Genomic DNA, 12,334 nt, shown 5'->3' on the forward strand with positions numbered 1-12,334 from the left:
ATTAATCTAGTAGAATTCAATAGGCCTGTCAATAAAATGCGCGAATTAAAAATATTAAAAGAATTCAGGATAATCGTTTGGGTTTTGACTTGTTTACCATTTATGAAACAGGACAAGGGGTTCACTGTTCCAATTCGAATCGGACAGTGGGACGATGAACCTGTCCCTGTGTCCCGCATCCCTGTGTCCCGCAAGGAATTTACTTTGTTTCCATTACGGCAAAATAATTTTCTTCATTATCTGCAAAATTAAATACTCTACCAGATGGCATTGTTATGATTTCTCCGACGGTGATGTTTTTATTTGAAAGGTCTTGGTGCAATTGTTCGAGATTTTCTGTGAAAAACATTAAAGAAGGCGTATCAAGATTTAATTCAGGTGACATTTTAGCCACGAGTTCCTTATTGTGCAGAATAATGCTTGTTTCTGCGTCTTTTTGCGGCGCAATTTCGATCCATCTAAATCCCTGGTCGAGCTTTTCTTCAGATACTATCACAAAGCCTAATTTTTCAGTCCAAAAACGCACTGCCTCATCTTGATTATCAACATACAACATAATTTGTCCTATTTTACTAAACATATTTTCAACTCCCTTTTATGACGCCTGTTTTCTTTCTCCATAACTATTCATCGTTGAGAGTAAAACTCCTCCTATAATCCATGTGAATTGCACTAGATTCCTAAAAAACAGGAAATCGATCTCTTGATACAGTGAAATACTTCTACTGAGTAACTGAGATTTAGGATACTTTAAAGATAAGGTTACCTTTTGATAATCTTTTAACTTTTTAAGTATTCCTATACAAGGGGGATTAGCCATGACTGAGAGAACGATCCATAATTTTAATTTTAGTCTTGAAAATGAAAAAGGACAGATTGTTGTAAAAGGAGAAATTAGCGGAAATTCAGAAGTTCCTTCATTAGATGATTTAAAGTTTAATGCGGTAATTGCCCTGTTAAATTCAATCGATAAAAAGAACTTCGGCGAAGTAGAAAAAGCCCACCTTTTTGAAGAGTACATAAAAGAAATAGAAGAAACAATGAAAGAAATAACAATACATGACGAATTCCAGGGTGAAATTAGATGAATGAAAAGGACAAGGGGGTTCACTGTCTCAAGGATTGCCACATAGTTCGTAACCTTTATACGGAGTCCCCCAGTAGAAATAAATAATCGCAGCTCAGATAATGAACTGCGATTATTTATTTAAGGCACAAACGAGGACATGGTATGTCGTCCTAGTTAGTTGCAGACTGTGGGACAATGAACCTGTCCCTGTGTCCCTGTTTAAACTAAAGCAATGGTTTGATTCGATTTCTTCGCAAAACTCATGATGGCGGTTAAATCTAAATGGGATGTATCTGTGGTAACTCCTGAAATGTACTCTGCAATTTGTTTTTCGATGAAGCCCATTTTGCTGATGGGTAATTCTCCACCGAAAATTCCGTTCGCGATTGATTTCTCTCTAAATTCTTCAGGGAAGGCGGCATTAAACTGATCCAATGCTGTAAAACCATCATGCCAGCAGCAGAGAAATAGCCCAATTTTTTTTGTTAAGAGAATGTCTCGGTGTTTTTTCATCCAGATTGTGACTCTCGGCTGGATGGTCCCACTATGGATGGAGCCTCCAATGATGATAGAATCATAATCTCTTAGTTCGAAATCTGGATTCTCTTTTAAGTCAACAATCTCAACCTCTCCTTCAAGCCAATCAGCTAATAAATGGGAGGCTTTTTCCGTTGTGCCATACATGGAGCAGTAAACAATTACAGTTTTCATTATTAAATCCACTCCTTTTACATCATTATAGCACCTCGTTTAAATATTTAGAATAGATGGACAAGTTTGAACGCTTCTCAAATAAAACCCGTCAAATCTCATTTATGAACCGAAATAGAGGGGCAAAACCCTGTATTCATCAGAATATCCCCTCTATTTTCTGGTTAGCGACACCTACTACCTAGGAAAATCGTTCACAGATCTTTCAAATGTTTCCCCTTTCAAGGAGTAGGATCTTCTTAGGAAGCAGGGGACGTACCTATTGCTTCTTCCCTAGAAATTTTCATAGAACAACTTGTAATAGAAGCAGCTAATGTGATTGCATTTAAAGTTGAGGAGACGGTTCAGAACCGTCCCCTCGAATCATTTTTTATATCAGCGGATCCCTGCGGCTTTTTCAACTTGTGCTTGGTGAGATGCGTCTGCTTTCCCATCAACATGTCTTGTACTGTTTCCAAAGTAAACATCAAAGTGTCCTGTAATTCCGTTATTCTTAATATACTCTCTTTCATGCGGGTAAAAGCTCATACTTGCGGCTAGCTTCCTTCCGTCCACTTCCACGTTGACTGCTCGAGGGGTCCAAGAAAATCCTCCCCAAATGGATTTAGCAATATTCGAATCAGTCGTTGTTACGGTTTCAGAATCAGCATGGTTCGCTCCGATGGTTCGTTTAATGTTAAAGCTTTTTCCTGTTGAAACATCTGTTACTTTAGCTGTTTTCCCAATGGCAAAGACATATTGTGCCTCGGTCGCCCAGTCCAAATATTCCCCGTGCTTTGCACTTACAACAGGTTTGACTGCAATATTGTGAACTGGAATCTTCAGAGTTTGCCCAACGGATAATCTGCTTTTTGTGGTTAGGTTATTTGTGCGCAATAATTCCTGCTGCGGAATCCCATAACGTACGCTTAAATCCCAAATATTGTCGCCAGATTTGACGGTATGGGTTCTATACGTTACCGTGTTCGCTCCTGTTTTAGCTGGTTCATTTATGCCATTTGGAATGGTCAATGCTTGGCCGACTTGTAAGGCATCACTTTTTAACTGATTAGCTGTACGGATAGCATCAGTTGTAACCCCAAACCTATTCGCAATCACAGACAAGCTATCTCCAGATTGAACAGAATAGACAAAGGTAGCTCTTTCTTCCTTGACTGGTTCTGGTGAGGGGGAAGAATGGGTATTCGGCGTGTTATTAGTAGGAATCTTCAACACTTGTCCAACTTGTAAAAAGTCAGACGATAGATTGTTCGCACTTCGCAATGCCTCAACTGTAGTCCCAAACCGTTTAGCAATAACGGATAGGCTATCCCCCGAAACAACGGTATACGTGCTATTTTCCGTACCAGTGTTAAGAGGTGCCTGATCTGTATCTGCATTACCTGATGTAGGAATTTTAAGGGTTTGTCCTACTTTTAAAAAGTCAGAAGATAGATTGTTCGCACTTCGCAATAGCTCAACTGTAGTCCCAAACCGTTTAGCAATAACGGATAGGCTATCCCCCGAAACAACGGTATAGGTGCTATTTCCCGTAGCAGTGTTATTAGGAGGTGCCTGATCTGTAACGGCACTGCCTGATGTAGGAATTTTCAACGTTTGCCCTACTTGTAAAAAGTCAGAAGATAAATGGTTCGCACTACGCAATGCCTCAACTGTAGCCCCAAACCGCTTGGCGATAACGGATAGGCTATCCCCAGAAACAACGGTATACGTGCTATTTCCCGTAGCAGTGTTAATAGGAGGTGCCTGATTTGTACCTGCATTACCCGATGTAGGAATTTTAAGTGTTTGCCCTACTTTTAAAAAGTCAGACGATAGATTGTTCGAACTTCGCAATGCCTCAACTGTAGTCCCGAACCGCTTACCAATAACGGATAAACTATCGCCAGAAACAACGGTGTAAGTACTTGATTTTACTTCTGATTGAGAATTAATTGGTTTTGATTGGGCAGATGAAATAAGAATAGGAATAATCAACGTTTGCCCAAGATCTGTTGAATCTGCGACTAACCCGTTTGCCTCTTTAATTGCATCGACCGATACATGATAGTCTCTAGCCAGCACGGTTAAATAATCCCCAACTCCTACCGTGTGAATGGCTTTAGGAATGATTAAGGGTTGATTTACTTGTAACGTTTCTGTTTTAAGGTTATTCGCTCGTTTTATTAGCTCAACCGATGTATTAAATTTCCTAGAAATAGTCCATAACGAATCCCCGAATGCCACATGGTAGTGAATGGAGGAATCGGGGACCTGATCCGTTGGACCATTTGAATCTGCTGCATGAACAGTTGACAGATTTTCACTTATTGGAATAGTTGTAATGACCGCTCCACTTATCATGACTTTGACCATTGTGATTTTAATGGTAGGAAAGCGAACGGCTATTATCTGTTTTATGGTTGTCGTTAAGTTTTCTTTTGCTTTCGGAACGGTACCGGATTCATCTGCAAATTCTGTTAAGTGATTGTCTAAATAAACCACCAGGGTATATTCGTCGGTAGCGGGATTTATTTTTCTTAGCTCATAGTTGTTAATATAATCCATTATCAACCAGTTCCTCTCATGAAAATAATATTTGGTAGTGTGCTACAAATCTGATGAAAAATTATCTTTTGAATGAAAAAGGACACCATCTTTTAAATAGAATAGTGTCCAACCGTTACATTAACGTTTTATAACATCAAAATTCTCAGCAATTAATAACCAATTTTGTGGGAAGGCTAAACCTAATTTCCAGTAGCTGACTCCGCGCAATCCTAACCGTTTTACAAGATCAAACTTTGCTTGAATAGAACGAGCATCTTCAAACCAAACTTTATGAGACCTACCTTGTTCATCTACATAATCAAAGTGTGGAGCTTGTGCTTGGTTGTCATACTGGATTGAAACACGATATTGATTCGCAAGTTCAATGGCTCTTTGTGGACTAACCGCACGGGCATAAGGGCCACCTTGGACATAAGGTAGGGTCCAGTCATATCCATATAAATTTTGCCCCATCATAATTTTAGAAGCGGGCATTTCTGTTAAGGCATACCGTAGGACACTCTCGACAGGGCCAATAGGGGAGACTGCCATTGGTGGGCCACCAGAATAACCCCATTCATAGGTCATCAGGACAACGAAATCGACAATCTCACCATGTGCTCGATAATCATGAGCTTCATACCACTGACCAGGCTGATCGGCTCTCGTTTTTGGCGCTAGCGCACTAGAGATTAACAATCCTTCACTCCGTAACCTTGATGCTGCTCTTCTTAAGAAATTATTGTAGGCTTCCCGTTGATCTCCTGGTAAAAATTCAAAATCAAAGTGTACATCGGTATATCTGCCAACACGCCTAGTTTCTGCAATGATATTATCTAGCAATAAATCTTGAACACCACGGCTTTGTAAAATATCTCTCCCAAGTTCTCCACTGAATTGGCCACCCTCTAAATTGGTCACCACCATCATCAATGAAGCGCCTGTTTCTTGTGCAATCTCAGGTATTCCTTGTAAGGGCATAGCCTGCAGAGTACCGTCTCTTCTAGCCTCATAACTAAAAGGAGCAAGGTAAGTGAGATAAGGACCACTTGATCTAGCATCACTAAGTAAAGCCGGGCTCACCGAAGATCCCCTCGGTTCTATATAGGCATTGATTTCTGCTCTTCTTTTAGGAGTGGGTGGGATAAAAAGGCGAAGTCCGATTGCTAAAGGGGATTCAGGGTTAATCCGGTTCATTTGAGCGATTGTAGTATAAGGAATTCCGAACCTTCGCCCAATGGCCCATAGCGTATCCCCCGGTTGAATCCAATAAAAACTTCCCCATATCGGAATGACCAACGACTGTCCAACGACAAGTTGATTCGGATCAGCTATTTGATTAGCTTGAACAACGGAAGGAATAGATGAATTATAAGTCTGAGCAATCCTCCAAAGACTCTCACCACGTTGTACAACATGAATCTGCATACTTATCCTCCCTTCATAACTAAAGACTATGAAGAAAGGCCAGTACACTTAACCAGAAAATAAATAGGAAATACATAGGGCAGGGACACAGGGACAGGTTCACTGTCCCACAGCAACACAGGGGGGCAGGTTTACTGTCCCAAAGTTCCCATGTTAGTTGGTAGATTTTGTCTCTATAATATCTGTATCTTCTTACGAAGACGGTCCCAAAAATAAATAGAAAGTAATAAACTAACAGACAACTTGACGGACAATCTGCCTGTTCCTATATCCTAAGCCTGAAATTAAAAATCGCAGCTCAGAAAATGAGCTGCGACTGTTCATGTTATTTAGTTTTTTCTAATAACTTAGCGAGAACGTGTTTTTTGTACCTTTCAATTTTACGTTCTTCGTAGGTGCGTACGCCAGCCTGTTTAAGCTGTTCAACATACCAGCCTTTGCTTCCATAATGCATTGAAAAACACCCTTTCTTTGCGTGAAGATTTAGGAATCTAGACTAATTTGTGAAATTAAATCTGTGTACACATATTTCACAAGTAAAATTGTAACATCTATGAAACTGATAATGAAAGGGGAAAAGAGAAAAAAGTTGAATATACAGAATAAAAATTAAGTGGGGAGGACAGAGGGACAGGTTCCTTTTCTCAAGACAAGGAACCTTCGTCCCACTACATCGTAGCAAACAGCATATCAATAACTTGCATGTGGCGATAGCTTTCTTCTAATGTGACTAAAGGCTTCCGGTTATGCAAGATTGCTTCAGCAAAATCGGTTACTTCCAGCGCGTACTGACCGGTATTTCTGACTGAGATTTCACGGGAGCCTTCATTGGTAACTACTGTTATGAAACCGTCATGGCCACCGAACGTGTCGGGAATTTCGATTCGCCCCTTTGTACCAATGATCTCCGAATGTGTTGCTTTGAATGCATTGAAGCCGCAATGGACAGAGGCAATCATGCCGCTTTCGTACTTCATCAGACCGGAGAACTGAATATCTACGCCATTGTCTATTATACTTTGAGAGGTGCATGCGATTGGGAGTTGCTCGGTGATCATATTGATAAAGCTGACAGGATAGCAGCCGACATCGTACAATGATCCTCCACCTAGCTCCGGCTTGACTTTAATCGTATTCGGACGATCCAACAGGAAACGGAATGTGGAATCAATGAATTTCACTTCCCCGATTTCCCCGCTATCGACGATGTTCTTTACCTTTGTCGCCAAATCAGTAAAGCGGAACATAAACGCTTCCATTAATAGCATCCCTGTTTCTCGTGACGCTTCAATCATTTCCATACATTCCTCAGCGTTTAGGGCAATCGGCTTTTCGCACATAACATGCTTGCCTTTGCGCATGGCTTTGATGGACCATTCTTTATGCATGGAATTTGGAAGCGGGATATAAACCGCTTGAATGTCAGGATCGTCCAAAAGCTCCTCATAATGATTATATAGTTTCGAAACTGATGGAAATTCAGACTGGCATTCCTCGAGTTTACTCTCGTCACGTGAAGCAATTGCATAAAATTCTGAGTTATCCGAGGCTTCTATCGCTGGTATAAGTGAATTTTGGGCGATTCGGGCAAATCCTAACACCCCCCATTTGATGGGACTATTTGTCATAATTTCCCTCCTTTTTGTTAATCTGATTATGTATACGCTTTATATTATAGCAAAAGATGACGTTGTTAGAGGCAAAAGCGTTCATTGGACTTCTTAACAAAACAGCTTCTGTTAAGGAAAATCTGCCTCAAATACCACAAATCTCAATGTTCCTTCCTAACGGTTTGATGAATAGGTAGGGACACAGGGGACAGGTCCCTTGTCCCAGATGGTTCTAGGTAGTTAGTAACCTTTGTCCTATTGGAGCTTTCTTCCGTTACGAAGACCATAAAAAAAATTGCAAGCGAATATTTGTCTAGTAGAGAAAAGGTGCCTGTGTCTATATTTCTACTTTCTATCTAGATGTAATATAATGGAATTATGTTTAGAGAAACTTAAAGGAGGTAAAATGTATGGCTGCTACTCAAGGGATATTAGAGTGGACACTTGTTTCTGAATGTCCGATTCCAAATGATGTTCATGATTTGTTGGTAGAAGGGGAAGAGGCAATCGCTGCGTACAAGACCTTCCGTGATAGTGCGGTCTTCACAAATAAGCGACTGATTGTAAGAGATGCGCAGGGGTTTACAGGGAAGAAGGTCGAAATTTATTCACTACCATACTCATCCATCAATATGTGGTCAACAGAGAATGCGGGAAGTTTTCTTGATGTTAATGCAGAGGTTGAACTTTGGACCAGGGCAGGGCATATTAAAATTCACCTGAAAAAAGGTGTGGATATTCGAAAGTTTGATAAGTTAATTGCAGAAGCAATATTATAATTTCTTTTCTCTAAAAATTTGGGTGAAGATACACACTAGATGGGGAAGTTCGAACTCAACATTGCGAATAGAGACTGGCACTGTTCGCGATGTCTTTGAAAAAAGCGCTTTTCTCACACTTTGTTGCTTTTAGGATACAAATACAATCGATTAAGCTTTGTGCGCTGCAAATAGCTTTTTAACCATTAGAAAAGAGCTTGCAAACTTACTATAACGTACAAAATCGCTTATCTTGCGTTAAAATCGGCTTTAGGATTTTAACAACAATCTTTATGAAAAAGGCCTTGATTAAATACGGGAAGGGTGATAGGTATGGCGTCCTCCAAGGTTGCTTCAATTTGGCGATACCCTGTTAAATCGATGATGGGAGAGGAATTAAATGCATGCGAGATTACGGAACAAGGGTTATTAGGGGACAGAGCTTATGGAATAATCGATAACCAAACTGGTAAACTAGCAAATGCTAAAAATCCACAAAAATGGCCAAACATGTTTCAATATCGGGCTAATTTTATTGATCCGCCTCAAAAGGATGATGCTATTCCGCAGGTGCGAATTACTTTTCCGGATGGTCGTTCGATTAGTAGCACAGACGAAGATAAAAATGAATTGCTTTCAAACAGCTTTAATCGAGACGTTCATTTATCAACGGCATCCTCAAAAGATGTACAGTTTGAGGGATATATTCCTGAAGAAATCGAGGAACTCGATAACAAGGGGACGATTTTTACAAGAACCTCGCCTAAAGACACATTTTTTGATATTGATATGGTTCATATTCTTACAACCTCAACGATTAATTACTTAAAGAGACTGGCACCGGAAAGTAGAATTGAGGCACGGAGGTTCAGGCCTAATATAATTATTGAAGTTCCGGATACGGAAGCTTTTATAGAAAATGATTGGGTGGGGAAAACCTTAACAATTGGCAGTGTACAACTCAAAATTTCTCAGGAAACGAAGAGATGTGTAATGACAACCTTGGCCCAAGGCGTCCTTCCAAAAGATCCAAACGTATTAAGAACCATTGTGAGAAAAAATGCTGGGAGCTTTGGAGTTTATGCTTCGGTAGTAAAACCTGGAACGGTAAGTATCGGGGATAGAATTGATATTCATTAAAGGGACACAGGGGACAGGTTCCCTGTCCCAAATGTCGGCACGTAGTTAGCAAACTTTGCCACTAGTATATTTCTGTTATAAGTATATTGCTAAGGTGTCTCAATAAATATATCATTCTATTCTTTTAGGGTCCCATTGGGACAAGGTGCCTGTCCCTGTGTCCCACCTTTTAAAATTCTTCATAAACAGCTGGGTTTTGGTTGTTTATTCTTCCGTCAGGTCTTGTTAGACTTGCCAATGTCTCCATGTCTTCGTTGTCTAAAGTAAAGTCGAAAAGGGATAGGTTCTCGACCTGACGAACTGGTGAGGCGGATTTCGGAATGGCTACTGCACCGATTTGATAGTGCCAACGTAAAACAACTTGGGAAATGCTCTTTCCATGCTTTGTGGCAATCTCTTTAAGCGTTTCATTCTTAAAAACTTCAGCTGCGCGGTATAATGGGCTCCATGATTCGGTTACAATCCCGTGTTCTTCATGCCAATTTCTCTGTTCCTCTTGATTAAAGAACGGATGCAGTTCAATTTGATTAATACTTGGCATCACACCGGTCTCTTTCTCTAATCGTTCCAGATGTTCCGGTAAGAAATTACTAACCCCAATGGAGCGAATTAACCCCCATTTTCTTGCATCAATTAAGGCTTGCCACGCCTCTACATATTGATCCTGTATTGGATTTGGCCAATGAATGATGTATAAATCATAATAGTCCAGATTGGCTCTGTATAACGATTCTTGAACAGTCGTTACTGCATCGTTGTATGAGTGATAACGTCCAGGAAGCTTTGAAGTAATCCGTAATTGTTCGCGGGGAACCGAGGTCCGACGGATTGCTTCTCCGACAGTTCCTTCATTTTCATAGTTATAAGCAGAATCTATTAACCGATACCCATTATTAATCGCATTTTCGATTGCAGTTGCTCCTTCATTCCCTTTAAGCTGGTATGTACCAAATCCAATTACCGGGATACGATTCCCGTCATTTAATGTAACTTCTGGAATTTGAATGGCCATTCTATCACTCCTATGAATTATTAAAATATAAAATGTTGAAGACGGTGGGGTTATTTCAAATCTTTAATATTATAACCCATATTTTTCAACTTCCGATAAATGGTGCTTCGGCTCATATTTAATTCTTTTGTCGCCTTTGAGACATTCATCTGTACACGTTTTAACACGGATACAATCCATTCGACCTCAACCTGATTGACTGGGTTTGCTTTTGTTGTTTCAATAGCTAAGGTTGGTTTTGTATGAAGATGTTTTGGCAGGTCTTCAGGTGTAATGATCCCATTGGTCGAAAAATTGACGGCATATTCAATCACATTTTCCAACTCGCGAATATTGCCTGGCCAAGCATATTTTCTTAAAATCTCCATGGCTTCCGCAGTGACATCATTTGGACCATGATGTTTTTTTAATGACAGCTTTTGAATAAAGTTGTTAACCAGTAACGGAATATCTTCAGCACGATTACGCAAGGATGGTAACTCAATTTGAATGACATTGAGACGGTAATAAAGATCCTTACGAAAATTCGCCTTTTGAATTTCTTCGATAAGATTTTTATTCGTTGCGGCAATCACTCTCACATCAATTGGTATACGTGCTTTATCCCCGATACGGGTGATTTCTTGCTCCTGAATCACCCGCAGCAATTGAACCTGTAACTCCAGAGGCATATCCCCTAATTCATCTAGAAAAAGGGTTCCTTTATTCGCCAATTCGAATTTTCCAATGCTGCCTTTCGGATTCGCGCCTGTAAAGGCACCACCCACATACCCAAAAAGCTCACTAGGCAGCAAATCCTTTGGAATCGCCGCGCAATTCAGCGCGATAAACGGATGTTCCGACCGATTGCTGGCTTTATGTATCGCGCTTGCCACTAACTCTTTCCCTGTGCCACTTTCGCCAGTAATCAGAACGTTCGAATCACTTGAAGCAGCGACTCGAGCTAAATGAATGCTACTTTTAAACGAATCTGATTGCCCGAATAGACTTTGAAAAGAGTATTTTGCATAGTGGTTATGGCTAGTGGGTGAGGGACTGTTTCTACTTTTTTTCTCTAAAATAGAGATAAAACCGATGAATCGATCGTACCAATATATCTTTTTGTATCGTGCCCGATATGGACTGTTATGAAGGGTTACTTCCTCTTCCCATTCCTTTTTCATAGGTAGTTCATTGTTTTTTACGGTAAGTCTCATTAACGCTGTGAGCTCATCGGCATGAGCGTCATCGTTTACTCTAATCATTTCCCCTGTGGAGTTACATAAAATCACAATCTGGTTTTTCCATTTACTAATATTTTCAATATAAATGTTTTGCATGATTTCGCGCGCCTGGTAGTAATTGTGAAAGAGGATTCTTTCAATTTGATTCGCAAGTCCAATCGTTTTCATCATCGTAAGCGAATGGAAACTGTCAGAAGTTGTCGAGAGATTGATAATTCCTAACAGTTCTTTTGTAAGCGGGTCCAAAATAGGGGCAGAAGAACACGCCCATTCATGACAATTATAAGCAAAATGCTCAGAAGAAAAAATTTGCACAGGCTGTTTCAAAATCATGCTGGTCCCAATGGCATTCGTACCAGCCCAACGCTCTGACCACTGGGCCCCATTATTGGCATTTACAGAGCTTCCTATATTACGAGCTACACGCGAATCTCCAGAACTCTCTAAGATGGTCCCATCACGATCACAATACAAGAGGACATGGTTCTCATTAGATAGTTCTTGTCCAGCCTGTTTTAGTACGGGTTGTATTAATTGAAAAACTTCATTCTCTTTCCTTATTTTAAGCTCTTCATCTGAGATATTTTTTACTGAACCTTGTATCATCGGATTCAAATCTTCATATTCCTTGCTCCGATTCCAAGATTGTAAGATAACCTCTCTCACTTCAGTGATTTCCGCAGGCTGCTGCTCCATTTCAAATGAATGAAAGAAGAAATTCTCCCATTTTTCAAAGTGTTTTTTTCTTAGTAGAGTAGCGTCATTTTTGGATAACGGCTTATAGATTGAAAAAGGAACCTGGAACAAATTCTACTCACCTCTACAATAGTCCGAATATTATTAACTTACCTATT

At 40.1% G+C, this 12,334-nt stretch carries 11 protein-coding genes; 3 read left to right on the forward strand and 8 right to left on the reverse strand.

Going from position 1 to position 12,334, the window contains the following annotated elements; translation table 11 throughout:
• Positions 1–199 precede the first annotated feature (199 nt).
• On the reverse strand, positions 200–580 hold the full coding sequence (locus LG336_RS07370) for a VOC family protein (protein WP_404331925.1): 381 nt from the start codon (positions 578–580) through the stop codon (positions 200–202).
• Positions 581–818: 238 nt separating this feature from the next.
• Between LG336_RS07370 and LG336_RS07375 the strand changes: the two genes are divergently transcribed.
• Positions 819–1,088: a hypothetical protein gene (locus tag LG336_RS07375; protein ID WP_404331926.1), complete on the forward strand. Its 270-nt coding sequence runs from the start codon at positions 819–821 to the stop codon at positions 1,086–1,088.
• 200 nt (positions 1,089–1,288) lie between these two features.
• Here LG336_RS07375 and LG336_RS07380 read toward each other — a convergent pair whose 3' ends face one another.
• The 5 genes from LG336_RS07380 to LG336_RS07400 form a co-directional block, all read right to left on the reverse strand.
• Positions 1,289–1,780 (reverse strand): flavodoxin domain-containing protein, encoded by a 492-nt coding sequence (locus LG336_RS07380; RefSeq protein WP_404331927.1) that lies wholly within the window; start codon positions 1,778–1,780, stop codon positions 1,289–1,291.
• A 375-nt stretch (positions 1,781–2,155) separates the two neighbouring features.
• Positions 2,156–4,327 (reverse strand): LysM peptidoglycan-binding domain-containing protein, encoded by a 2,172-nt coding sequence (locus LG336_RS07385; protein WP_404331928.1) that lies wholly within the window; start codon positions 4,325–4,327, stop codon positions 2,156–2,158.
• 120 nt (positions 4,328–4,447) lie between these two features.
• Positions 4,448–5,737, reverse strand: a complete 1,290-nt coding sequence (locus tag LG336_RS07390; RefSeq protein WP_404331929.1) for a LysM peptidoglycan-binding domain-containing protein — start codon at positions 5,735–5,737, stop codon at positions 4,448–4,450.
• 325 nt (positions 5,738–6,062) lie between these two features.
• Positions 6,063–6,191: a DUF2639 domain-containing protein gene (locus LG336_RS07395; protein ID WP_404331930.1), complete on the reverse strand. Its 129-nt coding sequence runs from the start codon at positions 6,189–6,191 to the stop codon at positions 6,063–6,065.
• Positions 6,192–6,405: 214 nt separating this feature from the next.
• Positions 6,406–7,365, reverse strand: coding sequence for a Gfo/Idh/MocA family protein (locus tag LG336_RS07400; RefSeq protein ID WP_404331931.1), 960 nt, complete (start codon positions 7,363–7,365; stop codon positions 6,406–6,408).
• A 392-nt stretch (positions 7,366–7,757) separates the two neighbouring features.
• Here LG336_RS07400 and LG336_RS07405 point away from each other — a divergent pair, with 392 nt between their 5' ends.
• Together LG336_RS07405 and LG336_RS07410 are read left to right on the forward strand one after the other, a co-directional pair.
• Positions 7,758–8,126, forward strand: a complete 369-nt coding sequence (locus LG336_RS07405) for a PH domain-containing protein (protein WP_404331932.1) — start codon at positions 7,758–7,760, stop codon at positions 8,124–8,126.
• Between the two features lie 312 nt (positions 8,127–8,438).
• Positions 8,439–9,245 (forward strand): MOSC domain-containing protein, encoded by an 807-nt coding sequence (locus LG336_RS07410; protein WP_404331933.1) that lies wholly within the window; start codon positions 8,439–8,441, stop codon positions 9,243–9,245.
• A gap of 169 nt (positions 9,246–9,414) precedes the next feature.
• Here the strand turns inward: LG336_RS07410 and LG336_RS07415 are convergent, their stop codons facing one another.
• Both LG336_RS07415 and LG336_RS07420 read right to left on the reverse strand, forming a co-directional pair.
• On the reverse strand, positions 9,415–10,257 hold the full coding sequence (locus tag LG336_RS07415; protein WP_404331934.1) for an aldo/keto reductase: 843 nt from the start codon (positions 10,255–10,257) through the stop codon (positions 9,415–9,417).
• Positions 10,258–10,307: 50 nt separating this feature from the next.
• Positions 10,308–12,287 (reverse strand): sigma-54-dependent Fis family transcriptional regulator, encoded by a 1,980-nt coding sequence (locus LG336_RS07420; RefSeq protein WP_404331935.1) that lies wholly within the window; start codon positions 12,285–12,287, stop codon positions 10,308–10,310.
• Between the last annotated feature and the right edge of the window lie 47 nt (positions 12,288–12,334).

The sequence above is a fragment of the Mesobacillus maritimus genome, from assembly GCF_044803185.1.
GTDB classification, from domain to species: Bacteria; Bacillota; Bacilli; order Bacillales; family Cytobacillaceae; genus Mesobacillus_B; species Mesobacillus_B maritimus_B.

Bases quoted from the DNA above. Each gene is read 5' to 3' on its own strand.
- LG336_RS07390 (WP_404331929.1), bottom strand. From the start codon at position 5,737: ATGCAGATTCATGTTGTACAACGTGGTGAGAGTCTTTGGAGGATTGCT.
- LG336_RS07400 (WP_404331931.1), bottom strand. From the start codon at position 7,365: ATGACAAATAGTCCCATCAAATGGGGGGTGTTAGGATTTGCCCGAATC.
- LG336_RS07395 (WP_404331930.1), bottom strand. From the start codon at position 6,191: ATGCATTATGGAAGCAAAGGCTGGTATGTTGAACAGCTTAAACAGGCT.
- LG336_RS07415 (WP_404331934.1), bottom strand. From the start codon at position 10,257: ATGGCCATTCAAATTCCAGAAGTTACATTAAATGACGGGAATCGTATC.
- LG336_RS07375 (WP_404331926.1), top strand. From the start codon at position 819: ATGACTGAGAGAACGATCCATAATTTTAATTTTAGTCTTGAAAATGAA.
- LG336_RS07405 (WP_404331932.1), top strand. From the start codon at position 7,758: ATGGCTGCTACTCAAGGGATATTAGAGTGGACACTTGTTTCTGAATGT.
- LG336_RS07410 (WP_404331933.1), top strand. From the start codon at position 8,439: ATGGCGTCCTCCAAGGTTGCTTCAATTTGGCGATACCCTGTTAAATCG.
- LG336_RS07385 (WP_404331928.1), bottom strand. From the start codon at position 4,327: ATGGATTATATTAACAACTATGAGCTAAGAAAAATAAATCCCGCTACC.
- LG336_RS07370 (WP_404331925.1), bottom strand. From the start codon at position 580: ATGTTTAGTAAAATAGGACAAATTATGTTGTATGTTGATAATCAAGAT.
- LG336_RS07380 (WP_404331927.1), bottom strand. From the start codon at position 1,780: ATGAAAACTGTAATTGTTTACTGCTCCATGTATGGCACAACGGAAAAA.